This window comes from Pseudomonas serboccidentalis (genome assembly GCF_028830055.1).
GTDB classification, from domain to species: Bacteria; Pseudomonadota; Gammaproteobacteria; order Pseudomonadales; family Pseudomonadaceae; genus Aquipseudomonas; species Aquipseudomonas serboccidentalis.
Genome location: NZ_CP101655.1, coordinates 2,649,412 through 2,672,536, shown reverse-complemented (window position 1 = coordinate 2,672,536; position 23,125 = coordinate 2,649,412). Strand labels below are relative to the sequence as shown.

Here is a 23,125-nt window from a genome sequence, read left to right as displayed (position 1 = left end):
GGGAGCCTTTGTGGCGAGGGGGCTTGCCCCCGTTGGGGCGCGCAGTGCCCCTGAAATGATCCACCTCGATCTTGAATGAGATAGTGGTGATCGATTTACGATTGCTGCGCAATCGAACGGGGGCAAGCCCCCTCGTCACAACGGGTCTGCTCCCACAGTAGTTATTCACTGTTTTTTCGCGCGCAAGACACGAGGCACAGCATGCAAATCAAACTCGCCAACCCCCGTGGCTTCTGCGCCGGCGTGGACCGGGCGATCGAAATCGTCAACCGCGCCCTGGAAGTCTTCGGGCCGCCGATCTACGTGCGCCATGAAGTGGTGCACAACAAGTTCGTCGTCGAAGACCTGCGCAGCCGTGGCGCGATCTTCGTCGAAGAACTGGATCAGGTGCCGGACGACGTCATCGTCATTTTCAGTGCCCATGGCGTCTCTCAAGCGGTGCGTACCGAAGCCGCCGGCCGTGGCCTGAAAGTGTTCGATGCCACTTGCCCGCTGGTGACCAAGGTGCACATCGAAGTCGCGAAATACAGCCGCGACGGCCGTGAGTGCATCCTGATCGGCCACGCCGGTCACCCGGAAGTCGAAGGCACCATGGGCCAGTACGACGGCAGCAATGGTGGTGCGATCTACCTCGTCGAAGACGAGAAGGATGTCGCCGAGCTGCAGGTGAAGAACCCGGACAAGCTGGCCTTCGTGACCCAGACCACCCTGTCGATGGACGACACCAGTCGCGTGATCGATGCCCTGCGCACGCGTTTCCCGGCCATCGGCGGCCCGCGCAAGGACGACATCTGCTACGCCACGCAAAACCGTCAGGACGCGGTCAAGCAACTGGCCGACGAATGCGACGTGGTGTTGGTGGTGGGCAGCCCGAACAGCTCCAACTCCAATCGTCTGCGTGAACTGGCCGAACGCATGGCCACACCGGCCTACCTGATCGACGGCGCCGAAGACCTGCAAAAGAGCTGGTTCGACGGGGTTGAGCGTATCGGCATCACCGCCGGCGCTTCTGCGCCGGAAGTGCTGGTGCGCGGCGTGATCCAGCAATTGCAGGCGTGGGGCGCGACCGGTGCCGATGAGCTGGCCGGACGCGAGGAGAACATTACGTTCTCGATGCCGAAAGAGCTGCGCGTCCGCTCGATTTAACGCTTTTCGCTTTCTCGCATAGCGCCTGCCCGGTCTTTTCTCGGGTCAGGCGCACTCGACCGGTCGCCGCCAGCACCACTTGGAGCTGGCTGACCGGCTCGTGTGCCGAACACAGATGTAGTGTCCCAGCCTGAAATGCCCGCCCGGGCATCAGCGGTTGCCCCAGACTGCTGAACCGCACGTAACGACTGACCGCCCAATTGCCGACAATCGGTACCCGCGCAGCACTCGTCTGCTCCTGTAGCAGTGGATTGTCGCTGTCCTGCGACCCCTTGCCGCTGATATCCAGAATGATCCGCCAGCCCTGACTCCAGTCGCCGTTGATGCCGTGAATCACCACGCTCTCATTGCGCGTGATGGCCTGCGTGCGAGCGTTGCGAATCCCGTCGAGTAAAGACTGGGCTGCCTGCTCGCGCTGAGTCGATTCGGTGAAGGCGGCAAACGCCGGACTGACCAGCGCCAGAACAATCGCGCCAATCGCCAGTCCCATAAGCAATTCAATCAGACTGAAACCCTGCTGCGGCATGAGCACTTCCTCCCTGAAGCATGAGGCCAGGCGCGATCCTTGCGCCGGGCAGGGCAAATCAACCGACGCGGGCCGGTTGAATGTTCTAGTTTGTAGAGGCAGGTATAGCCGACGGCAACGGAGGGCATCGATGAATCATCGTACAAAAGGTTTCACGCTGCCCGAGTTGTTGGCTGCGGTCGCCGTGCTGGTGATCCTTATCACCCTGGCGGTGCCGGGCTTCACCCGTTCGATCCAGAGCAGCAAGGCCGACACCGAAATGGGCGATCTGCAACGGGCGATCAACTATGCGCGGCTGGAGGCGATCGACCGCGGCGTGACCACGCGGCTGCGACCGAGCGCCGGTGGCAGCGTGTGGACCGGCGAGTTGTCGGTCTACGACGGTACTGGCACTCCGGCCAATGTATTGCGGGTTGTTCCGGCGATGAGCAGCGGCGCGACTCTGACGCTACCCTCAGGAGTCACCGCACTGGATTTCAACAATCTGGGCGGTCTGGCGGCCCCGTCGACGGCGGTGGTCATCAGTTACGTGCTGGGAACGCAAAGCAGGACGCTGAACGTGTGTCTGAACGGACGAATTCAATTGGGTGGAAGTTGCGGATGAGGGCAGGGAGTAAACAGGCACAGGAAGGCATGTCGCTGATCGAGGTGCTGGTCGCGTTGCTGATTCTGACTGTCGGCATATTGGGCGCGGCAGCCGTGCAGCTCAATGCACTGAAGTACACCGACAGTTCACGGATGACCAGCCAGGCCAGTTTCATCGCCTACGACATGATGGACCGCATCCGGGCCAACGCCGCCGCTGATTACACGGTCACGCCGCCGACCTCGGGCAACCTCAGTGTCGCCCGCGATCAGGACCTCTACGACTTCACCACCAACATCGTCAATTTCGGCGGGCCGACGGCCACCGGCACGATCACCCTCAATCAGCGGGTGTACACCATCACCATCAACTGGAATGACTCGCGAGCCGCGAATGCTCCCGGCACCACACGCAGCTTCGTTCTGAGGAGTCGCGCTGCGGTCGATCCGGTGGCCACGCCATGAAGTACTACAACCGTGGTTTCGGCCTGATCGAAATGCTCATCGCTTTAGCGCTCGGGCTGATCATCGTACTGGGAGTGGTACAGACGTTCCTCGCCGCGAAAAACACCTACGTCAGCCAGAATACGGCTGCGGCGATGCAGGAAGACGCACGTTTTGTGCTGAGCAAGATGATTCAGGAACTGCGCATGGTCGGCATGTTCGGCTGCCTTGGCAGCATTAACGATGCGAGTTCCGCAGGGGATTTCAATACAGCGCAGATCACTCCGATCAGTTGGGACAACAGCAACCTCAAGCTGACCCTGGTTACCGCCGACGTCGGCGGCAATGGCGGCACCCCGACCTGGACGGTGGTCTCCGATTGCCGCAACAGCGCCACGGCGTATACCGGGTTGCGCGCGGCAGCGAGCGGGCAGATCGCCTTTCCGATCCGCCGCCTGATCTACAGCTTCAGCAACAACCAGATCCTCATGGGCACCGGCAGCGGCACCCCGGCCCAGCAAGTGTTGGTGAACAACGTCAGCGCGTTCACCGTCACTTTCGGTCTGGCCACCTCCGCCACCGATGTCGCGGCGTCCTCTTACAGCAGCAACCCCAGCGATCCGGCGCGCATCCGCAGTGTGCGCCTGAGCCTGACCCTCACCGACCCGAACAATCGGGTGGCCAATCAAACCTTCAACGTGGTTGCCGCGTTGCGCAACCGCTTGCAGTGAGGGACGGCCGATGAGGATTTCTTTGCACCAGAGGCAAACCCAGCGCGGCATGGTGCTGCTGGTCAGTCTGGTGTTCCTGTTGTTGCTGACACTGGTCGGTCTGTCATCGATGCAGAGCGCCAACCTGCAGGAAAAAATGGCCGGCAGTGTCAGCCTGCGCAATCAATCGTTTCAGACTGCCGAGGCCGCGTTGCGCATCGGTGAGAGTGCGGTGCAACTGGACAGTTATTCGCTGGCCGTGTGTGCCAGCACCACACAATGTGCACCGCCGGCGGAGTCTTCGGTGGTCAGCGCGGCGGGGCTCAATTCGACCTCGGGGGTGACGTGGATCGCCGCCGGTAGCGGGTTCTATGGTGTGCAGAACATTGGCACCACTGTGACGGCGGTGAATGTGCCGAGCAACACCTCGGCGACCCTGTATCGAGTGACTGCGGTCGGCATCGCCGGCACTTCGCGAAGCGTGGTGGAGAGTGTCTATGCGAAGTATTGAGCGCTGCTGGACACTGTTGGCGGGCATGCTGCTGAGCTTGTATCTGGCGGCACCCGCGTATGCGTTCACCCCGTCCGACTCGCCACTCTTGAGCGCTGCAGCGGTGCCACCGAACGTGATGCTGCTGATCGACGATTCCGGGAGCATGAACAGCATCATTTATGCGGCAGGATTCGACCCGAACGTCGCGCGTATACCGGCACGGCAGTGCAATGCGTTCCTTGGGCTGTGCTCGGCATTGAATGCGCCAGCAATTACCGGCGATCCGGTGTTGTTATCGAGTCTGCCGACCTCTGGTTGTTCCGGCGGTGCCTTCGCCTTCTACAACAACAGCATTGCGCCTTTGTGCCTGAAACTGCCCGATCCGGTGGGTGGCGGCAACACCCGCTACACCGGGGACTACATCGCCTACGTGGTCGGGCTGGCGATCAACACCGGCACGCGCGACTTCACCACCGGGGCGATTCCCAACGACTACCGGATCAACGTGGCGCGCAACGTGTCCACCGCGCTGGTCACCAGCAACCGTACCTTGCGCATGGGCCTGTCGACCTTCAATCCGGTCAACAGTTATAACTCGGGCAACGGCGGTTACATCGCGCGATCGATCAGCGATCTGTCACCGGTGTCCGGCAGCGTGACCCAGGCGCAGGCCGACACCAACTACAACGCGCTGATTTCATCGATCAACGGCTTGAGTGCCGTGGCCAACACGCCGCTGGCGGAAACCTATTACGAAGTCACCCGCTACATGCGTGGCTTGGCGCCGTACTACAACAGCACGCCGACGACCTACACCAGTCCGATCCAGTACCGCTGCCAGAAGAACTACGGCGTGGTCATCACCGATGGCCTGCCGACCTACGACCGCACCTTCCCGAGCAACGATCCGCTGGGCGGCAGTCGTTTGCCAAACTGGGACGGCATCAACAATGACGGCAACAACCTCAATGGCGATAACGAAGGCGACACGCTGTACCTGGACGACATCGCCAAATTCGCCTTCGATATCGACATGCGCTCGACAGGGACTGACGCCGCCGGCAAAAGCTGGAACGCCGTGGATTTTCCCAAGCAGAACATGAACACCTACACCGTCGGTTTTACCGCGGACAACGACATGCTTTCGGATGCGGCCAGCTATGGACAGGGCAGGTATTACCAGGCGACCGACAGCACCGGTCTCAACACCGCACTGTCCTCGGCGTTGAGCGACATTACCTCCAAGGCTGGCTCCGGTGGCAGCGGCGTCACCAGCGGCACCACGCTGGCCAGTGGCACCAGTTATTTCCAGACCAGCTACGACCCAAAGGACTGGCGCGGTACGATCAAATCCTTCGGCTTCACCTCGGCCGGCGCGGTGAACACCTCGGCAGCCTTGTGGACGAGCGACACCACCATCATTCCGGGCGCGACGGCGCCGACCTACCAATCGTGGAACACCACCAGCAACACCGCCGTCACCCTGGCCTACGGCAACTTTTCCGCAACCCAGCAGACCACGCTCAGCCAGAGCCTGCCTGGCGGCATCAGCGGCAGCGATCTGGTGGAATGGAGCAAGGGCACCAACAAGTCCGGACTGAGGGTGCGCAGCGTATTGCTCGGCGACATCATCAACTCGCCTTTGGTGCTGGCTTCGCCCAGTGACAAAACCGCCTCCGACCTCTCGGGCGACACCACCTACACCACGTACCTGACCACCAAAGCGGCGAACATGAACTCCAGTCTGGTGGTGAATGCCAACGACGGCTTCGTCAACGTGATCAACTCGGCCAACGGCACCCGGCGCTATGCCTACATGCCGTCCAGTGTGTTGCCGTCGTTGCGGCTGATTGCCGACCCTGCGTACATCAACGGCGTCAGCCACAAGTTTCTGGTGGACGGGCAGGTCGGTGTGTATGACGCGCAAATCAACAGCGCCTGGAAAACCCTGGCCATTGGCGGCACCGGTGCCGGCGGCAAAACCTTTTATGCATTGCAACTGTTCGACGCGTCCGCTGGGAACGTCCTCAGCGCCCTGTGGGAAGTCAGCGCGCCCGCCACGGCGAACACCGCCAACGCTTTTAATGATCTGGGTTATGCCTATGCCCGGCCGGAAGTGGCACGCTTGGCCGATGGTCGCTGGGCGGCGTTCATCGCCAATGGCTATGGCAGCAGTTCCGGTGTGGCGGCGTTGTATGTGCTGGATGTGCGTGACGGTTCGTTGATCAAGAAAATCGTGATCGACAGCACCGAAACCACCAATGGTCTGTCGTCGGTGAAGCTCAAGGTCAATTCCTCGAACGTGGTCCAGGCTGCGTACGGAGGCGACTTGAAAGGGCGCTTGTGGAAATTCGACCTCAGCGCGACCACGACCGACAGCTGGGGCGTGGCGTTTTCCGGCAAGCCGTTGTTCACCACGGCGGGCGGGGCGACCCAACCGATCACTGCGCAGCCGCTGTTGGCGGACAATTCGCTGGGGGGCAAACAGGTTTTCGTTGGCACCGGCAAATTCAACGAAACCGCCGACAAGACCAACAAGGATTTGCAGGCGTTTTATTCGGTATGGGATGCCGACGGTGGTTCCGGGCAACTGACGGTCAGCAGTTTGCAGGCGCAGGCAGTGACCGGGGTGTTCTCCGGCAGCACGGGGCAGTTCATCACCACCAGCCAGAACGACACGACTTATCCCGGGGAGAAGGGCTGGTATCTGCCCTTGGTGTACAACAACGTGCTGACCGGTGAACGGGTCATCAATCAGGCCAGCCTGGTGCTGGGGCGTATCGTGTTTACCACCGCCAGTGTCGACACCACGGACCCGTGTGCCAGTTTCGGTACCGGCAAACTGGTCGAACTCGATGCGTTCAGCGGTAAGATGCTCAACTACGCGGTGCTCGATACCAACGCCGATGGTGTGGTCGACAGCAACGACACGATTTCCAGCGGCGTGGTGTTCACCGGCGGGATCCCGACCCTGAACGCCATCGTCAACGGCGCGACGCGCAAGATCGTCAACGATTCCAGTGGCAGCGTCACCACGCTGGTGGAAAAATCCGGCGGCGGCAGCCGTCGTATCATGTGGCGACAAATACAGTAAGTGAGAGTTTGAGGCATGCGCAGATTCAACCGAGGCTTCACCCTGATCGAAATCATGATTGTGATTGCGATCATCGGGATCATCATCACCATCGCCGCACCGAGCTACACCGAATACCTGAAAAAGGGGCGGCGCGCCGAGGTGGTCTCGCTGCTTTCGGAACAGGCGCAGATCCTCGAGCGTTTCTATACGAAGAACAACGTCTACACCGGCATTACCGGCCTGAGCACGGGCAATGATTTCTACACCCTCACCCCGACGATCGCCGATCAGACCTTCCTGCTGACCGCCACCCGCAAGGCCGGTACCGCCATGGCGACCGACAAGTGCGGGGACTTCACCCTGACCAACACCGGCGTCAGAAGCATGAACAACGCTACCACCGGGCTGACCACCAAGGATTGCTGGGGCCGCTGAGGTACTTTCTTTCAGGCGCCCTTTGCGCCCACTGTCTTTTTTACGGTTGGATCAAACATGACCAGGCAACAGCAAGTGGTGATTGTCGGTGGCGGGGTGATTGGCCTGCTGACCGCCTACAACCTCGCCTCCGAAGTGCGCAGCGTGGTGCTGCTGGATCGCTCGAACGTCGGCCAGGAATCGTCCTGGGCCGGTGGCGGCATCGTTTCCCCGCTGTACCCGTGGCGCTACAGCCCGGCAGTCACCGCGCTGGCGCATTGGTCGCAGGATTTTTATCCACAGCTGGGCGAGCGCCTGTTTGCCGATACCGGCGTTGATCCCGAAGTGCACACCACCGGCCTGTACTGGCTGGACCTGGACGATGAAGCCGAGGCGCTGGCCTGGGCCGAGCGGGAAAACCGTCCGCTGCGGGCTGTGGATATCTCGGCAGCACATGACGCTGTGCCGGTGCTGGGCGGCGGATTTTCGCGGGCGATCTACATGGCCGATGTGGCCAATGTCAGAAACCCGCGTCTGGTGAAGTCGCTGAAAGCGGCGTTACTGGCGCTGCCGAACGTGACCCTTCACGAGCAATGCGAAGTCAGCGGGTTTGTACGTGAAGGGGCGCGGGTGGTGGGCGTTGAGACGTCCAAGGGCCTGATCAGCGGCGACCAGGTGGTACTGACGGCCGGGGCGTGGAGCGGTGATCTGCTCAAGACCCTGGACCTGACCCTGCCGGTGGAACCGGTCAAAGGCCAGATGATTCTCTACAAGTGCGCGGCGGATTTCCTGCCGAGCATGGTGCTGGCCAAGGGGCGTTATGCGATTCCACGTCGTGACGGGCACATTCTGATCGGCAGTACCCTGGAGCATGAAGGCTTCGACAAGACCCCGACCGATGTCGCGCTGGAGAGCCTCAAGGCGTCGGCGATCGAGCTGTTGCCGGCGCTGGCGGAGGCCGAAGTGGTGGGGCATTGGGCGGGTTTGCGCCCGGGTTCGCCGGAGGGGATTCCTTACATCGGGCGAGTGCCGGGCTTTGACGGCTTGTGGCTGAACTGCGGGCATTACCGCAACGGGCTGGTGCTGGCGCCGGCGTCATGCCAGTTGTTTGCCGATGTGATGCTGGGGCGGGCGCCGATTATTGATCCGGCGCCGTATGCACCTGAAGGCCGGTTTTAAGGCAAAAGCAAAAGATCGCAGCCTGCGACAACTCCTACAGGAAACGCATTCCAGGGTAGGAGCTGGCGCAGGCTGCGATCTTTTAACGGCTCAATCCAGGCCGAGTTTCTTCAGCCTGTAGCGCATCGACCGAAACGACAGACTCAACCGCTGCGCCGCTGCCGTGCGATTCCAGCGCGTTTCCTCCAGCGCTTGCAGGATCAGTTTGCGCTCGACGTTCTCCAGATAATCCTCAAGGTTGTCGATCTGCGTCAGGTCGGCAATACCGCCCTCGACCGTGCAATTCCCTTCGCTCAGGCGCAAATCCTCAGCCTCGATTACCTGGTTTTCGCACAGCGTGTGCGCACGTTCGAGGACATTCTCCAGTTCCCGTACATTCCCCGGAAAACGGTAGCTCTTCAGCGCCTCAAGCGCCTGCGGGTGCAGGCGGGCAGCCGGCTGGCCGCTGCCGCTGGCCAGGCGCTGGAGCATGTGCGCGGCCAGTGCTTCGATGTCGTCGCGTCGTTCGCGCAGAGACGGCACCCGTAGCTCGATCACGTTCAACCGGTAATACAGGTCCTGGCGAAAACGTTCGGCGGCGACTTCTGCTTCGAGATCCTTGTGCGTGGCGCAAAGAATGCGCACGTCGACCACGGTTTCCTGCTGGCCGCCGATGCTGCGCACGGCTTTTTCCTGAATCGCCCGCAGCAGTTTTACTTGCATCGACAGTGGCAGGTCCGCCACTTCGTCGAGAAACAGAGTGCCACCTTGCGCGGCCTGAAACAGGCCTGGTTTGTCGTCCACTGCGCCGGTGAAGCTGCCTTTGCGATGCCCGAAAAACTCGCTCTCCATCAGCTCCGACGGAATCGCTCCGCAGTTGACTGGCACAAACGGCTGTTGAGCGCGCGGCCCCTGTTCGTGGATCAGTCGCGCGACCAGCTCTTTGCCGCTGCCGGATTCGCCGCTGATATAAACCGGTGCCTGACTGCGGGCTAGCTTGTCGATTTGTTTGCGCAAGGCGCGCATCGGCGGCGAGTCGCCCAGCAGTCGGCGGTCGATCGACGTAACGCTGCCGCCGGTGGCAGGCATGCGCAGCGCGGTGTTGACCAGTTCTCGCAGGCGCGTGAGGTCAACCGGTTTGGTGAGAAAGTCGAAGGCCCCGGCCTTCAGGGCGTTGATTGCGGTTTCCAGGCTGCCGTATGCGGTGATCATCGCCACCGGCACTTGTGGATAACGTTGCTGGATGTGCTGCACCAGCTCCAGCCCTGTGCCGTCCGGCAGGCGCATGTCGGTCAGGCACAGGTCGAACGCAGTGCGCTGCAACAGCGCTTGGGCTTCGCCGAGGTTGCGCGCGCTGAAGGTGTCGAGTTTCATCCGTCCCAGGGTGATTTCCAGGAGTTCGCGGATATCCGGCTCGTCGTCGACGATGAGGATTTTTTGCCGTGGGCTCGTGTTCAACTTTGTTTCCGTCCGTGAGCAAAGGTGATGCGAAAGCAGCCGCCGCCTTGGCGTGGTTTGAAGTCTAGGCGCGCCTGGTTGCTTTCGCACAGCTCACGGGACAGATAAAGACCAAGGCCGGTGCCCTGGCTGCTGGTGGTGAAGAATGGTTCGAACAGATGCGGTTGTTGATCCAGCGGCACGCCGGGACCGTTGTCCTGGACTTCGAGCGCCGCCAGCTGGCTGCCGGGGTCGATGAACAGCGCCAGCCAGACTTCGGCCGGATCATGCAGCAGAGCGCTGTGGCGCCAGCCATTGCGTAACAGATTGTCGAGAATCTGCGTGAGCTGGTCCGGGTCCATCAGCGTGACGAAGTCCCCGGAATTGATCTGCAAGTGAATCGACTGCCGATCATTGGCCTGTTCGCGGCTCTCGGCGACGAACTGTTCCAGCCACGGCTTGAGATCCAGGCGTTGCGGTGCACTCTGCTGGCGACGCGACAGTTGCAGGACGTTTTCGATGACTCGGTTCATGCGCTGGGAGTGGTCTTGAATGATCTGCGTCAGACGCCGATCCGCGCTATCGAGTTCCTCGGACTCGGCCAATAGCTGTGCGGCGTGACTGATGGCGCCCAGCGGATTGCGGATTTCATGGGAGATGCCGGCGGTCAGGCGCCCTAGCGCGGCGAGCTTGAGTTGCTGGGCCTGCTGGGCGACGTGCGCCAGATCTTCGAGAAACACCAGGGTTTGCTGGTTGGGGCTCTGGTCGAGGGCGATGAAGTTCGGTTGCAGCTCCAGGCCATTGCCGGGAATCTTCAGGCTCTGCGGGCGCAGCGTGGGATTGTTCAGCCATAACTGCAGGCGATCGACCAAGGGCTTGGAGTAGTCGTCGATCAGATGGCCTTCAAGGTGCGACTGGGCCAGCAGACTTTTGGCGCTGTGATTGGCCAGTTGCACCCGGCGTTGGTCGTCGAGCACCAGGATGCCGGTGCGCATGCGTTGCAGAATCAGGGCGTTGAGGGCTTCGAGGCTGATGACTTCGCTGGCGCGCTGCTCGGCGAGGTGCTCGCTGACTTCCAGGCGCCGGACCAGGCCCCGGACCAGCAGCGATGCAGCAAAACACAGGGCGCCGAGGGTGCCGGCCTGCAGGTAGTCATTGGCACTCAGCGGATGGCTGAAACTCAGCAGGAAACTTGATCCGACAATCCCGAGTGCGCCAATGGCGGCAATCAGCAGGCCGATGCGGCGGCGCAGAAGGGTGTTACTGATCGCCACCGAAACAATCAGCAGGTTGCCGATGGCACTGCCCACGCCGCCCGCTGCGTAGAACAACCCGCACAGCAGCAGAACATCCACCAGCGCCAGGCTGAACAGTTGCGTCGGCCGCCGGGTGTTTTCCAGAAACACCACCAACAGGATGTTCAGCACCAGATACAACCAGCTGCCGCTGCGCAGCAGATCGTCGTCGGCCGACGTCAGCAGGCGGTTGTCCATGTTGCTGGAGATCAGCAACACCAGCGTGATGCCGACGCTTAAACGGTAGAGATGATAAAGGCGCAGCAGGCGCTGAGCCTGTTTACGGTCAGCGTTGGCCGCCTCAGCGATCACTGGAGCCTGGGCCTTGCTCAAGGTGAGCCTGGCTGCAATACCATTGTTGCTGAAGGTTCAGCGCACGATCACGGGGCAGGTGCACGCCGCAATGGGCGCAGCGCACCATCGGCGCGGCGTCTTGCTCGCGGGGCGATTGTGCAGGCGAGGCGGGCGCCTTGAATTTGCGCCACAGCCATACCGCAGCGAAAATCAGGACAATCCAGAACAGTAAACGAAGCATGATGGGCGGCTTTTCGGCTAATGATTCGGCAGTTTAGCCAAGGAGCCGGCAGGCGCACAGACTATTAATGCGCAGCCACAAAAAAGGGAGATCCGCAGATCTCCCTTTTTTGACACCCGGTGTGATCAGTCGAACACGCCGAAGGTCATGTAGCTGAACCACGAGCGGTCGTCGTTGTTGCCGGTCGCTTCGTGCTCTTCTTCGATCACGTCGCCGTTTTCGTCTTTAGGCTTGAGCTCGTTCGGGATCGCATCTTTCGCGTCCTGGAACTGCTTCTGCACGTCCTGGTTGGCGCGGGTTTCTCCCGGCGGCAGCGGTGGACGCGATTCGATCAGGCCCAGGGTGGCCTTGCTCAGGAACGAGCGGTTGTCGGATTCGGCAACCGAAGGCACGAACTGGCCGTCCTGCAGGCTTGGGTGGTTCGGGTAGTTGAGCTTCAGCGTTTCCAGGCTGGTGGCGGCCAGTTCGTCCAGGTGCAGACGCTGGTAAGCCTCGGTCATCACCGCCAGGCCGTCGCCGACCGATGGGGTTTCCTGGAAGTTTTCCACTACGTAACGGCCACGGTTGGCGGCAGCAACGTACGCCTGACGGGTCAGGTAGTAGTCGGCCACGTGGATTTCGTAGGCCGCCAGCAGGTTGCGCAGGTAGATCATGCGCTGCTTGGCGTCCGGCGCGTAGCGGCTGTTCGGGTAGCGGCTGGTCAGTTGGGCGAACTCGTTGTACGAGTCGCGGGCAGCGCCCGGGTCACGCTTGGTCATGTCCAGCGGCAGGAAGCGCGCCAGCAGGCCGACGTCCTGGTCGAACGAGGTCAGGCCCTTGAGGTAGTAGGCGTAGTCCACGTTCGGGTGCTGTGGGTGCAAACGGATAAAACGCTCGGCGGCGGATTTGGCAGCTTCCGGCTCGGAGTTTTTATAGTTGGCGTAAATCAGTTCAAGCTGTGCCTGATCCGCGTAGCGACCGAACGGATAGCGCGACTCCAGAGCCTTCAGCTTGGCTGTGGCGCTGGTATAGCTGTTGTTGTCCAGGTCGGTCTGAGCCTGCTGGTACAGCTCGGCTTCGCTCAGGTTTTCGTCGACGACTTCCTTCGATGAGCAAGCAGCGGTCAATGCGAGGATGGCGATCAGCAGCAGGTGTTTCACTTGCATGGCGGCTTGCGTCCCTATGACGGCCGCTGTCTTGGGCGGGGCCGTCCTGTTATGATGAGCGCCCCGTTGAAAAGCCTCGGGGCAAAAGACGCCGTATTTAACCACAAGCGCGCAGCCGAAACCAAAGGCTGTGCCGACGCCCAGTCAGAGCATGTCCGATAAAATTGAACTTCGCGCAGAGGTGCCGTCCGATTTGGGCGGCCAACGCCTCGATCAAGTCGCCGCCCAACTCTTCGCTGAGCACTCACGCTCGCGCCTTTCCGCCTGGATCAAAGAAGGTCGCCTGACTGTGGACGGGGCGGTCATCCGCCCGCGCGACATCGTGCATGGCGGTGCCATCCTTGAGCTGACTGCCGAGCAGGAAGCCCAGGGCGAGTGGATCGCCCAGGACATCGAGCTCGACATCGTCTATGAAGACGACGACATCCTGGTGATCAACAAGCCTGCGGGCCTGGTGGTGCACCCGGCTGCCGGCCATGCCGATGGCACCTTGCTCAACGCTTTGCTGCACCATGTGCCGGACATCATCAATGTCCCGCGCGCCGGTATCGTGCATCGTCTGGACAAGGACACCACCGGTCTGATGGTGGTGGCCAAGACCATTCAGGCGCAGACCAAGCTCGTTGCCCAGCTGCAAAGCCGCAGCGTCAGCCGGATCTACGAGTGCATCGTGATCGGCGTGGTCACCGCCGGGGGCAAGATCAACGCCCCGATCGGTCGTCACGGCCAGCAGCGCCAGCGTATGGCCGTGATGGAAGGCGGTAAGCCGGCCGTCAGTCACTACCGCGTGCTGGAGCGTTTCCGTTCCCACACCCACGTGCGGGTAAAACTGGAAACCGGCCGGACCCACCAGATCCGCGTGCACATGTCGCACATCAACTTCCCGTTGGTCGGCGATCCGGCGTACGGCGGTCGTTTCCGCATTCCGCCCGCCGCGAACCCGACCATGGTCGAGTCGCTCAAGCACTTCCCGCGTCAGGCCCTGCACGCGCGCTTCCTTGAGCTGGATCATCCGACCACTGGTGAACGCATGAGCTGGGAATCGCCGCTGCCGGAAGATTTCGTCTGGTTGCTGACCCTGCTCAAGCAGGATCGCGAGGCATTCGTCGGATGAACTGGCTGACGCCGGACTGGCCTGCGCCGGCCAGCGTCAAGGCCTGTGTCACCACCCGCGAGGGGGGTGTCAGCGAGGCGCCGTTCGACAGCCTCAATCTGGGGGATCATGTCGATGATCGCCCGGAAGCGGTGGCCGAGAATCGTCGGCGTCTGACCGATCACTTCTCTATAAAGCCTGCCTGGTTGCAGCAAGTGCACGGGATTGCCGTGGCCCATGCTGATCCGGGCGTGGTGGCCAGCGCTGACGCCAGCTGGACGGACACCCCGGGCATTGCCTGCGCGGCGATGACGGCAGATTGTCTGCCGGCGTTGTTCTGCGATCGTGCCGGCACTCGCGTGGCGGCGGCTCATGCCGGTTGGCGCGGGTTGGCGGCGGGTGTGCTGGAAGCCACCCTCGATCACCTCGATACGGCTCCGTCCGATGTAATGGTCTGGCTCGGCCCGGCCATCGGTCCGAAAGCCTTTGAAGTCGGCCCGGAAGTACGCGAAGTCTTCGTCAATCAACTTCCCGAAGCGGCATCCGCCTTCGTCCCTAGCCACAATGCTGGAAAGTTCATGGCCGACATCTACCTGTTGGCGCGCCTGCGTCTGGCTGAGCGAGGTGTCACTGCGGTTTATGGTGGCGGTTTCTGCACCGTGACCGATCCACGCTTCTTTTCTTACCGCCGTGCGTCGCGCACCGGCCGGTTTGCCTCTCTGGTTTGGCTCACCCGCTAAGCTTGTCTGATCTACATCAATCTCCCGACGCTTGAATCTCTCAGAATCGACCGCATCTACAGTGGTATCTGGCAGGTTTCTTTATTCAGGATGGTTTTTAGGTCCGGCCTGCTCAAAAGGAAGGTGACCCATGCGTATAGACCGTTTAACCAGCAAACTTCAGTTGGCGTTGTCCGACGCCCAATCCTTGGCCGTCGGCCACGATCATCCGGCCATCGAGCCGGCGCACTTGATGCAAGCGATGCTTGAACAGCAGGGTGGTTCGATCAAACCTCTGCTGATGCAAGTGGGCTTCGACGTCAACAGCCTGCGAAAAGAGCTGACCAAAGAGCTCGACCAATTACCGAAAATCCAGAACCCGACCGGCGACGTCAACATGTCGCAGGATCTGGCGCGCCTGCTCAATCAGGCCGATCGTCTGGCCCAGCAGAAGGGCGACCAGTTCATTTCCAGTGAGCTGGTGCTGCTCGCCGCGATGGACGAGAACAGCAAGCTCGGCAAATTGCTGCTCGGTCAGGGCGTGAGCAAGAAAGCCCTGGAAAACGCGATCAACAACCTGCGTGGTGGTGAGGCGGTCAATGACGCCAACCATGAGGAGTCGCGTCAGGCACTGGACAAGTACACCGTTGACCTGACCAAGCGCGCCGAAGATGGCAAGCTCGATCCGGTGATCGGCCGTGACGACGAAATTCGCCGCACCATCCAGGTTCTGCAACGCCGCACCAAGAACAACCCGGTGCTGATCGGTGAGCCTGGCGTGGGTAAAACCGCGATTGCCGAAGGTCTGGCCCAGCGCATCATCAACGGCGAAGTGCCGGACGGTCTCAAGGGCAAACGTCTGCTGTCGCTGGACATGGGCGCGCTGATTGCCGGTGCCAAGTATCGCGGCGAGTTCGAAGAGCGCCTCAAGTCGCTGCTCAATGAGCTGTCCAAGCAAGAAGGGCAGATCATCCTGTTCATCGACGAACTGCACACCATGGTCGGCGCTGGTAAGGGCGAAGGCTCGATGGATGCTGGCAACATGCTCAAACCGGCACTGGCGCGCGGCGAGCTGCATTGTGTCGGCGCAACCACACTCAACGAGTACCGCCAATATATAGAGAAGGATGCGGCGCTTGAGCGGCGTTTCCAGAAAGTCCTGGTGGACGAGCCGAGCGAAGAAGACACCATCGCCATCCTGCGTGGCCTCAAGGAGCGTTATGAGGTTCACCACAAGGTGGCGATCACCGACGGCGCGATCATCGCCGCTGCCAAGCTCAGCCATCGCTACATCACTGACCGGCAGTTGCCGGACAAGGCCATCGACCTGATCGACGAGGCCGCCAGCCGTATCCGCATGGAGATCGACTCCAAGCCGGAAGTGCTGGATCGTCTGGAGCGTCGCCTGATTCAGTTGAAGGTCGAATCCCAGGCACTGAAGAAAGAAAGCGATGAAGCGGCGATGAAGCGCCTGGAAAAACTTCAGGAAGAAATTGTCCGCCTCGAACGTGAGTACTCGGATCTGGAAGAAATCTGGAACTCGGAAAAAGCCGAGGTGCAGGGTTCTGCGCAGATTCAGCAAAAGATCGAGCAATCGCGTCAGGAGCTGGAAGCCGCACGCCGTAAAGGCGACCTCAACCGCATGGCCGAATTGCAGTACGGGGTGATCCCGGATCTGGAGCGCAGCCTGCAAATGGTCGACCAGCACGGCAAGAGCGAAAACCAGTTGCTGCGCAGCAAGGTGACCGAAGAGGAAATCGCCGAAGTCGTTTCGAAGTGGACCGGTATTCCGGTTTCGAAAATGCTCGAAGGCGAGCGCGACAAGCTGATGAAAATGGAAAGCCTGTTGCACCAGCGCGTGATCGGTCAGGACGAGGCGGTAGTGGCCGTGGCCAACGCGGTACGGCGTTCCCGTGCCGGGCTGGCGGATCCGAATCGTCCGAGCGGCTCGTTCATGTTCCTCGGCCCGACCGGTGTCGGTAAAACCGAGCTGTGCAAGGCGCTGGCCGAATTCCTCTTTGATACGGAAGAGGCGATGGTGCGGATCGACATGTCCGAGTTCATGGAGAAACATTCCGTGGCGCGGCTGATCGGTGCGCCACCGGGCTACGTCGGCTACGAGGAGGGCGGTTACCTGACCGAAGCGGTGCGTCGCAAGCCTTACTCGGTGATTCTGCTGGACGAGGTCGAGAAGGCTCACCCGGACGTGTTCAACATCCTGCTGCAGGTGCTGGAGGATGGGCGTCTGACTGACAGCCACGGGCGCACGGTGGATTTCCGCAATACCGTGATCGTCATGACCTCGAACCTCGGTTCGTCGCAGATCCAGGAGCTGGTGGGTGACCGTGAGGCGCAGCGTGCAGCGGTGATGGACGCGCTGACCAGCCACTTCCGTCCCGAGTTCATCAACCGGGTCGATGAAGTGGTGATCTTCGAGCCATTGGCGCGGGATCAGATCGCGGGCATTACCGAGATCCAGCTGGGCCGTCTGCGCAGTCGTCTGGCCGAGCGCGAGCTGAAGCTGGAACTCAGCCCGGAAGCGATGGACAAGCTGATTGCCGTCGGTTACGACCCGGTCTATGGCGCACGTCCACTCAAGCGTGCGATCCAGCGCTGGATCGAAAACCCGTTGGCGCAGTTGATCCTGTCGGGGCATTTCATGCCGGGCGAGACGGCAACCGGCAAAGTGGTGAACGACGAAATCGTTTTCGACTGAGCCTCAATGCCAATGAAATAAGGAAGGCCTCGCTTTGTGAGGCCTTTTTTTCGTTAGGCTGTTGAACTCTAAGGAAAAGGCTTGTAAAGTGCGCCCCGCAGTCAGTCACCGGCAGCGTTTCAACCCACTGGGTTGAAAACTGAAATAAGTTGCAAATCATTAACTTGAAAGCAATTTAGGGGGTTGACAGAGGTGTTCTAGGTTGTAGAATAGCGCGCCTCAGACACACGAACGCAGCGATGCGAAAACGGTGTCGAGAAGCTTCAAGTTTCACCGTTGTAAATTGAAATATGTAGTTCCGTGATAGCTCAGTCGGTAGAGCAAATGACTGTTAATCATTGGGTCCCAGGTTCGAGTCCTGGTCACGGAGCCAATTTCAAACCGGGGTATAGCGCAGTCCGGTAGCGCGCCTGCTTTGGGAGCAGGATGTCAGGAGTTCGAATCCCCTTACCCCGACCATTTTTGGGTCGTTAGCTCAGTTGGTAGAGCAGTTGGCTTTTAACCAATTGGTCGTAGGTTCGAATCCCACACGACCCACCATTTTTGAAACCAGTTAACACTGGGATCGAATCTTAAGATCAGAGGCCAAAAGCGCTGATCGAAGAAGGCGATCTTTGAAAGGTCGCCTTTTTTTTACCGGGGTATAGCGCAGTCCGGTAGCGCGCCTGCTTTGGGAGCAGGATGTCAGGAGTTCGAATCCCCTTACCCCGACCATATTAAAAATCCTCGTATCGAAAGATACGGGGATTTTTTTTGCCCTCGCGAAAGACAAATCCCTTCAAGTCATCGTACAACTTGCCGATAGCCCGCTAACGAGAGGGGACTGCCGCGGTTCGCCCCTTCTATCTGCCAATAAAAGAATAAGGGCGTTCGTCATGTTGCTTCGTCAGTTGAATATTGCTCCACGTGCCGCACTGGGTTTTGCCCTGATCGCAGTATTGGTGGCGTTGCTTGGCGTCTTTGCATTGGGACAGATGTCGAGTATCCGCGACAGTGAAGTCGCGGTGGAGAGTCAGTGGCTGCCCAGCATTCGCGGCGGTGACGAGATTCGCGAGTTGATGTTGCGGATCCGCACGATTTCCCTGCGCATGGCGCTTGATCAGGATCCGAAGAGTATCGCGACGTACCGCAGTCAGATGGACACTCGTGACAAGGAGCTGAGCGAGAAGATCGCCGCCTACGACAAACTGGTGATTACGCCGCAAGGCCAGCAGCTCTATGACCAGTTTAAAAAAACTTTCGCGGCGTATCGTACCGGGATCGCGCAATCCTTCACCCTTGCCGATCAAGGCAAGCGTGACGAACTGACCAGGCTGCTGTTAATTGATATGAAAACCGTGGTCGACGGCTCCGGCAAGCAACTCAATGACCTGGCGGACCTGTTCGCGAAACAGGTTGCCGCTGAAAGCCAGAAATCCGCCGACCATTACCAGACGTCGCGCACCATCGTCAGTCTGTTCATCGTGCTGGCGGCGCTGGCCACGGTGGCGCTGGCCATGTTGCTCACCCGCAGCATCGTCCATCCGTTGAGCACAGCAGTGGGCGCCGCAGAAAGCGTGGCCCGTGGCGATCTGACCCGACCGATTGAAACCCACGGCAACGATGAGGTCAGCCGTTTGCTCAAAGCGCTGGCGACCATGCAGCAGAACTTGCGGGAAACGCTGCTAGGCATCAGCGGTTCGGCCACGCAACTGGCGAGCGCTGCCGATGAACTCAATGCGGTGACACTCGACAGCACACAAGGCCTGCAACAACAGAACAACGAAATCGAACAGGCAGCCACAGCGGTCAATGAAATGACCACGGCCGTTGAAGAAGTCGCTCGCAATGCCGTGTCGACGTCCGATGCCACCCGTCAATCCAGTGAGTCGGCGCAACTGGGGCAGGCGCGGGTCAGTGAAACAGCCACGGCCATCAATGCGCTGGCCGGCGATGTACAGCACACAGGCGAGTTGGTGCAATCGTTGGCCAACCAGTCACAGGACATCGGCAAAGTACTGGATGTCATCCGTGCCATTGCCGAGCAGACCAATCTGCTGGCGCTCAATGCGGCCATCGAGGCGGCCCGCGCAGGGGAGAGCGGAAGAGGTTTTGCGGTGGTCGCCGATGAGGTTCGGGCGCTGGCCTATCGCACGCAGCAATCGACTCAGGAGATCGAGCAGATGGTGCAGGGCATGCGCAGTGGTTCGAGCCTGGCGCTGGATTCGATGCAGGCCAGTGCTGCACGGGCCACTACCACGCTGGCGTTGGCTGAGCGCGCCGGGGAGGCGCTGGAAACCATCACCGCTTCGGTGCATGAGATCCATGAGCGCAATCTGGTGATCGCCAGTGCTGCCGAAGAGCAGGCACAAGTTGCGCGGGAAGTGGATCGCAATCTGGTCAACATTCGCGACCTGTCGGTACGCTCGGCGGCGGGTGCCGATCAGACCAGTGCGTCGAGTCACGAACTGTCGCAACTGGCCAACGCGCTGCAAGGCATGGTGCGGCGCTTTCAGCTGTAATCGACAGCCAAAAAAGACGGGTGGAGATCCATTGCAGGAGTAAGCCTGCTCGCGATAGCGGTCTGTCATTCACCGCTTCGTTGCCTGAACCACCGCCATCGCGAGCAGGCTCACTCCTACATTTATTGCCGTCGTCTGCTGATTTTTTAGGCAGCGCAAAACAGTGTGGGAGCGTGGATTGCCGGGGAAAGCGCCGGATCAGTCGACATCTTCGCCGACTGAACGACCGCTATCGCGGGCAAGCCAGCGCCCACAGGTTTTGGTTTTAGTGCAGCTTCAGGCGTGGCTCGGTCCCGCGACCGATCTTGCTGCCCAGCATTAGCATCGCCGTGCGGAACGGCCCGTACAGCGCCATCTGGTGCATGCGGTACAGCGACACGTAAAACATCCGCGCCAGCCAGCCCTCCAGCATCACGCTGCCGGTCAGGTTGCCCATCAAGTTACCCACAGCCGAAAAACGCGACAGCGAAATCAGTGAGCCGTAGTCGGTGTACTTGTACTCCGGCAGGGATTTGCCTTCGATGCGCAGTTTCAGCGATTTGGCCAGCAGCGACGCCTGTTGGTGCGCGGCTTGCGCACGCGGCGGCACGTTGCGGTCCGAACCCGGTTGCGGGCAGGCCGCGCAGTCGCCGAAGGCGAAGATGTTTTCATCGCGAGTGGTCTGCAGCGTCGGCAGCACCTGCAGCTGATTGATGCGGTTGGTTTCCAGGCCGTCGATGTCCTTGAGGAAACCCGGCGCACGAATACCCGCTGCCCAGACTTTCAGGCTGGCCTTGATCACATTGCCATCGGCAGTGATCAGGCTGTCGGCCGTCACTTCGCTGACCGCCGCGTTGGTCATCACATTGACCCCGAGTTTCTCCAGGGTTTTGTGTACCGGTCCGCTGATGCGCTCCGGCAGGGCTGGCAACACCCGTGGGCCGGCTTCGATCAGAGTGATGTGCATGTTTTCCGGTTTGATCCGGTCCAGACCGTATGCCGCCAGCTCATGCGCCGCGTTGTGCAGTTCTGCCGCCAGTTCGACGCCCGTAGCGCCGGCGCCGACGATGGCCACACTGATCTGCTCGACCACATCGGTCTGCCCGGCATGGGCGCGCAGGTAGTGGTTGAGCAACTGCTGGTGGAAGCGCTCGGCCTGTTTGCGGGTGTCGAGGAACAGGCAGTGCTGCGCTGCGCCTTGGGTGCCGAAGTCGTTGGTGGTGCTGCCGACGCTGATCACCAGCGTGTCATAGGCCACTTCCCGCGCCGGGACCAGCTCTACGCCGTTTTCGTCGTAGGTGGCCGCCAACTGGATTTTTTTCTGCGCGCGATCGAGCCCGCTCATGCGCCCGAGCTGGAACTCGAAGTGGTTCCATTTCGCCTGGGCAACATAGTTGAGTTCGTCTTCGGAAGAGTTCAGCGATCCGGCGGCCACCTCGTGCAGCAGTGGTTTCCAGATGTGCGTCAGGTTCGCGTCGACCAGCATCACACTGGCTGTGCCGCGTTTGCCCAGAGTCTTACCCAGACGGGTAGCCAGCTCCAGACCGCCGGCGCCGCCGCCGACAATAACAATACGATGGGACATGGGGATAACTCGCAAGGTTTTTAAAGGAAATCGGTGCGGTTACCCGAGCGAGCGCGAGGCAGCTCATAGCGTCAGGTAACTGATAAGTCGGCTCAGCAGGCCCAGACCAATGGTCACTGCCAGCACCAGCACCAGGAGCATCCACGGCCGGAAAGGCCGGCGCTCGACTTGGTGTTGGGACAATTGCAGGTACTCTTCGACATGCTTCTGGTCTTCGGGTTTCAGGCGGCTGGTCATAAAGGCCTCGTCAGGTAGACGTTGCTGAAGGTGGGGACGCTACAGCGGTTTTATCCCGGGTTGAACGCAGCATAGCCACTGGCCGGAACCGGTTCGACAGAAACACCGTCGTCGAGGCGAATGATCCCGCTTTGTAACACTCGTGCGGTAATTCCGCCATGCCCGCGCACCGCTTGAAAGGTGCCGGGGCCGAGGTTGTTTTGCAGGCGTGCGCAGGGCTGACACCAACCGGTGGTTTCGAAAATTGCCTGACCGATGCGAAAGCGCCGGCCCTTGAGGCTGAACAGATTGATGCCGCTGATAACCAGATTGCGCCGCAGATCTTCAGGCCTCACGGGTTGATCTTCAGGCCGGCCCACCAACGCACTGATGACCGCCAGGTGTTCGAACTGAATCAGTGTGACCTGCCGCGCGTTACGCGCTCCAGGGCGGGCGTGATCGCCGGTCAACCCAGCCTCGAGTCGTGCCTCGACGGCATCGAGTTCGAGCATCGGCCCACGGGACTGCGGGCGCACGCCGATCCAGCGCACGCGGCCGGTCTGCGGGACGTCGGCGATCAACTGCTGCAGCGGCGTCACAGGCTGATCCCGACATCGAAGACGATGCTGCGTCCCAGGTTGCTGCGCAGGAAATCCGGCGCATCGGGATGGGCGAACAGCACCCGGGCGAACGTCGGGCCGACCAGCGACAGCGAACGCCAGCCCTGGCGCAGATATTCGGTGGGTGGTGGAAAGTGGCTGTTGAGGTCCAGCACTTCGCGCTTGAGGCTGGCGAAGGCGATGATGTCCAGTTCGCCCAGATCCATGCCGCGTTCCTTGTAGTTGTGCGCTTTTTTGCGCAAGGTCGGCGCCAGTCGCAACAGGAACTCGTTGGCCGGGATCCGCCGGGGCTTGGCTTCACGGCGCACCAGTTGGCTGAGCGAGAATGCGCTGCGCCGCCGCTGCAATTCGTCGCGCCATTCGTCGTTGAGCCGACGTCCCTCATCGAGGACGAAGAACACTTCGAAATTGGCGTCGCGAAACAGCACGTCGGGCGGCTCGCCGGCGGGGGCGAACTCGTCGGCGCGATAAGGAATGTTCAAGCCTTGCAGCAGGCGCTGGCAGACCCAACGCTCACGCTCCCATTTGCGGGCATTGGACAGGAACGCGTTGGCTTGCTCGGCCGCGATGGTCAGCAGGCGTAAATAATCTGAGTCATCCATATGCCCAAGCTTAGCGTTCAAATGCGACAAGCAGAAAGCACCATGCGGCAAAGAGCATCAGTGGGCAGGCGGAAAGGGCGGTGTAGACTGATGAAAACCGTCCATTAATGCCGAATCGAGGGGATTGAAC

At 60.7% G+C, this 23,125-nt stretch carries 21 protein-coding genes and 4 tRNA genes; 16 read left to right on the top strand and 9 right to left on the bottom strand.

Annotation, left to right across the window (positions count from 1 at the left end; genetic code table 11):
- Positions 1-201: 201 nt before the first annotated feature.
- Positions 202-1,146, top strand: coding sequence for a 4-hydroxy-3-methylbut-2-enyl diphosphate reductase (gene ispH / locus NN484_RS12165; protein ID WP_215502154.1), 945 nt, complete (start codon positions 202-204; stop codon positions 1,144-1,146).
- Here ispH and NN484_RS12160 read toward each other — a convergent pair.
- Positions 1,103-1,672 (bottom strand): GspH/FimT family pseudopilin, encoded by a 570-nt coding sequence (locus NN484_RS12160; protein WP_215502153.1) that lies wholly within the window; start codon positions 1,670-1,672, stop codon positions 1,103-1,105. The two genes, ispH and NN484_RS12160, sit on opposite strands and share 44 nt — an antisense overlap.
- Before the next feature lie 130 nt (positions 1,673-1,802).
- Here NN484_RS12160 and NN484_RS12155 point away from each other — a divergent pair, with 130 nt between their 5' ends.
- Genes NN484_RS12155 through thiO form a run of 7 tightly spaced genes read left to right on the top strand, consistent with a single transcriptional unit; the run spans position 1,803 to position 8,573 of the window.
- The gene (locus NN484_RS12155; RefSeq protein ID WP_215502152.1) at positions 1,803-2,276 is read left to right on the top strand and encodes a GspH/FimT family pseudopilin; all 474 of its coding nucleotides are present in this window, start codon (positions 1,803-1,805) and stop codon (positions 2,274-2,276) included.
- Entirely contained in the window at positions 2,273-2,722 is a 450-nt protein-coding gene (gene pilV, locus NN484_RS12150) for a type IV pilus modification protein PilV (RefSeq protein ID WP_215502151.1), read from the top strand. The genes NN484_RS12155 and pilV overlap by 4 nt, the downstream gene beginning before the upstream one ends.
- Positions 2,719-3,432: a PilW family protein gene (locus NN484_RS12145; RefSeq protein ID WP_215502150.1), complete on the top strand. Its 714-nt coding sequence runs from the start codon at positions 2,719-2,721 to the stop codon at positions 3,430-3,432. The genes pilV and NN484_RS12145 overlap by 4 nt, the downstream gene beginning before the upstream one ends.
- 10 nt (positions 3,433-3,442) lie before the next feature.
- On the top strand, positions 3,443-3,922 hold the full coding sequence (locus NN484_RS12140; RefSeq protein WP_127651946.1) for a pilus assembly PilX family protein: 480 nt from the start codon (positions 3,443-3,445) through the stop codon (positions 3,920-3,922).
- Entirely contained in the window at positions 3,909-6,998 is a 3,090-nt protein-coding gene (locus NN484_RS12135; protein ID WP_274659185.1) for a pilus assembly protein, read from the top strand. Before NN484_RS12140 ends, NN484_RS12135 begins: the two co-directional genes overlap by 14 nt.
- 15 nt (positions 6,999-7,013) lie before the next feature.
- Positions 7,014-7,415, top strand: a complete 402-nt coding sequence (locus NN484_RS12130) for a type IV pilin protein (protein WP_127651948.1) — start codon at positions 7,014-7,016, stop codon at positions 7,413-7,415.
- A gap of 57 nt (positions 7,416-7,472) precedes the next feature.
- Positions 7,473-8,573: a glycine oxidase ThiO gene (gene thiO, locus NN484_RS12125; protein ID WP_274659184.1), complete on the top strand. Its 1,101-nt coding sequence runs from the start codon at positions 7,473-7,475 to the stop codon at positions 8,571-8,573.
- A 90-nt stretch (positions 8,574-8,663) separates the two neighbouring features.
- On the opposite strand, the gene NN484_RS12120 is transcribed toward thiO, so the two are convergent.
- The 4 genes from NN484_RS12120 to NN484_RS12105 form a co-directional block, all read right to left on the bottom strand.
- Complete coding sequence (locus NN484_RS12120) at positions 8,664-10,010, bottom strand: sigma-54-dependent transcriptional regulator (protein WP_274659183.1); 1,347 nt, start codon at positions 10,008-10,010, stop codon at positions 8,664-8,666.
- Positions 10,007-11,596: a sensor histidine kinase gene (locus NN484_RS12115; RefSeq protein WP_274659295.1), complete on the bottom strand. Its 1,590-nt coding sequence runs from the start codon at positions 11,594-11,596 to the stop codon at positions 10,007-10,009. The genes NN484_RS12120 and NN484_RS12115 overlap by 4 nt, the downstream gene beginning before the upstream one ends.
- On the bottom strand, positions 11,586-11,819 hold the full coding sequence (locus tag NN484_RS12110) for a PP0621 family protein (protein WP_127651951.1): 234 nt from the start codon (positions 11,817-11,819) through the stop codon (positions 11,586-11,588). The genes NN484_RS12115 and NN484_RS12110 overlap by 11 nt, the downstream gene beginning before the upstream one ends.
- A 125-nt stretch (positions 11,820-11,944) precedes the next feature.
- On the bottom strand, positions 11,945-12,964 hold the full coding sequence (locus tag NN484_RS12105; protein ID WP_127651952.1) for an outer membrane protein assembly factor BamD: 1,020 nt from the start codon (positions 12,962-12,964) through the stop codon (positions 11,945-11,947).
- A gap of 151 nt (positions 12,965-13,115) precedes the next feature.
- On the opposite strand from NN484_RS12105, the gene rluD reads away from it, so the two are divergent.
- From rluD to NN484_RS12065, 8 genes are all read left to right on the top strand, one after another.
- Positions 13,116-14,078 carry a 23S rRNA pseudouridine(1911/1915/1917) synthase RluD gene (rluD, locus tag NN484_RS12100; protein ID WP_007963852.1) on the top strand — a complete coding sequence of 321 codons (963 nt, stop codon included), beginning with the start codon at positions 13,116-13,118 and terminating at the stop codon, positions 14,076-14,078.
- On the top strand, positions 14,075-14,797 hold the full coding sequence (pgeF, locus tag NN484_RS12095; RefSeq protein WP_274659182.1) for a peptidoglycan editing factor PgeF: 723 nt from the start codon (positions 14,075-14,077) through the stop codon (positions 14,795-14,797). The genes rluD and pgeF overlap by 4 nt, the downstream gene beginning before the upstream one ends.
- A gap of 130 nt (positions 14,798-14,927) precedes the next feature.
- Positions 14,928-17,492, top strand: coding sequence for an ATP-dependent chaperone ClpB (gene clpB / locus NN484_RS12090; RefSeq protein ID WP_127651954.1), 2,565 nt, complete (start codon positions 14,928-14,930; stop codon positions 17,490-17,492).
- A gap of 297 nt (positions 17,493-17,789) precedes the next feature.
- Positions 17,790-17,865: transfer RNA gene (locus NN484_RS12085), tRNA-Asn, on the top strand.
- 9 nt (positions 17,866-17,874) lie between these two features.
- Positions 17,875-17,951, top strand: a tRNA-Pro gene (locus tag NN484_RS12080).
- 5 nt (positions 17,952-17,956) lie between these two features.
- Positions 17,957-18,032, top strand: a tRNA-Lys gene (locus NN484_RS12075).
- 97 nt (positions 18,033-18,129) lie between these two features.
- Positions 18,130-18,206: transfer RNA gene (locus NN484_RS12070), tRNA-Pro, on the top strand.
- 161 nt (positions 18,207-18,367) lie between these two features.
- Entirely contained in the window at positions 18,368-19,993 is a 1,626-nt protein-coding gene (locus tag NN484_RS12065; RefSeq protein ID WP_274659181.1) for a methyl-accepting chemotaxis protein, read from the top strand.
- 265 nt (positions 19,994-20,258) lie between these two features.
- Here NN484_RS12065 and NN484_RS12060 read toward each other — a convergent pair whose 3' ends face one another.
- The 4 genes from NN484_RS12060 to NN484_RS12045 form a co-directional block, all read right to left on the bottom strand.
- Complete coding sequence (locus tag NN484_RS12060) at positions 20,259-21,557, bottom strand: NAD(P)/FAD-dependent oxidoreductase (protein ID WP_127651956.1); 1,299 nt, start codon at positions 21,555-21,557, stop codon at positions 20,259-20,261.
- 63 nt (positions 21,558-21,620) lie between these two features.
- Positions 21,621-21,794 carry a DUF3094 family protein gene (locus NN484_RS12055; RefSeq protein WP_274659180.1) on the bottom strand — a complete coding sequence of 58 codons (174 nt, stop codon included), beginning with the start codon at positions 21,792-21,794 and terminating at the stop codon, positions 21,621-21,623.
- A gap of 50 nt (positions 21,795-21,844) precedes the next feature.
- A complete protein-coding gene (locus NN484_RS12050) occupies positions 21,845-22,372 on the bottom strand; it encodes an MOSC domain-containing protein (protein WP_274659179.1) in 528 nt (175 codons plus the stop codon).
- On the bottom strand, positions 22,369-22,995 hold the full coding sequence (locus tag NN484_RS12045) for a DUF1780 domain-containing protein (RefSeq protein ID WP_003228301.1): 627 nt from the start codon (positions 22,993-22,995) through the stop codon (positions 22,369-22,371). The genes NN484_RS12050 and NN484_RS12045 overlap by 4 nt, the downstream gene beginning before the upstream one ends.
- Between the last annotated feature and the right edge of the window lie 130 nt (positions 22,996-23,125).

Bases quoted from the DNA above. Each gene is read 5' to 3' on its own strand.
- NN484_RS12065 (WP_274659181.1), top strand. From the start codon at position 18,368: ATGTTGCTTCGTCAGTTGAATATTGCTCCACGTGCCGCACTGGGTTTT.
- pilV (WP_215502151.1), top strand. From the start codon at position 2,273: ATGAGGGCAGGGAGTAAACAGGCACAGGAAGGCATGTCGCTGATCGAG.
- thiO (WP_274659184.1), top strand. From the start codon at position 7,473: ATGACCAGGCAACAGCAAGTGGTGATTGTCGGTGGCGGGGTGATTGGC.
- NN484_RS12045 (WP_003228301.1), bottom strand. From the start codon at position 22,995: ATGGATGACTCAGATTATTTACGCCTGCTGACCATCGCGGCCGAGCAA.
- NN484_RS12055 (WP_274659180.1), bottom strand. From the start codon at position 21,794: ATGACCAGCCGCCTGAAACCCGAAGACCAGAAGCATGTCGAAGAGTAC.
- NN484_RS12140 (WP_127651946.1), top strand. From the start codon at position 3,443: ATGAGGATTTCTTTGCACCAGAGGCAAACCCAGCGCGGCATGGTGCTG.
- NN484_RS12110 (WP_127651951.1), bottom strand. From the start codon at position 11,819: ATGCTTCGTTTACTGTTCTGGATTGTCCTGATTTTCGCTGCGGTATGG.
- rluD (WP_007963852.1), top strand. From the start codon at position 13,116: ATGTCCGATAAAATTGAACTTCGCGCAGAGGTGCCGTCCGATTTGGGC.
- NN484_RS12105 (WP_127651952.1), bottom strand. From the start codon at position 12,964: ATGCAAGTGAAACACCTGCTGCTGATCGCCATCCTCGCATTGACCGCT.
- ispH (WP_215502154.1), top strand. From the start codon at position 202: ATGCAAATCAAACTCGCCAACCCCCGTGGCTTCTGCGCCGGCGTGGAC.
- NN484_RS12155 (WP_215502152.1), top strand. From the start codon at position 1,803: ATGAATCATCGTACAAAAGGTTTCACGCTGCCCGAGTTGTTGGCTGCG.
- NN484_RS12160 (WP_215502153.1), bottom strand. From the start codon at position 1,672: ATGCCGCAGCAGGGTTTCAGTCTGATTGAATTGCTTATGGGACTGGCG.
- NN484_RS12060 (WP_127651956.1), bottom strand. From the start codon at position 21,557: ATGTCCCATCGTATTGTTATTGTCGGCGGCGGCGCCGGCGGTCTGGAG.
- NN484_RS12135 (WP_274659185.1), top strand. From the start codon at position 3,909: ATGCGAAGTATTGAGCGCTGCTGGACACTGTTGGCGGGCATGCTGCTG.
- NN484_RS12145 (WP_215502150.1), top strand. From the start codon at position 2,719: ATGAAGTACTACAACCGTGGTTTCGGCCTGATCGAAATGCTCATCGCT.
- pgeF (WP_274659182.1), top strand. From the start codon at position 14,075: ATGAACTGGCTGACGCCGGACTGGCCTGCGCCGGCCAGCGTCAAGGCC.
- clpB (WP_127651954.1), top strand. From the start codon at position 14,928: ATGCGTATAGACCGTTTAACCAGCAAACTTCAGTTGGCGTTGTCCGAC.
- NN484_RS12130 (WP_127651948.1), top strand. From the start codon at position 7,014: ATGCGCAGATTCAACCGAGGCTTCACCCTGATCGAAATCATGATTGTG.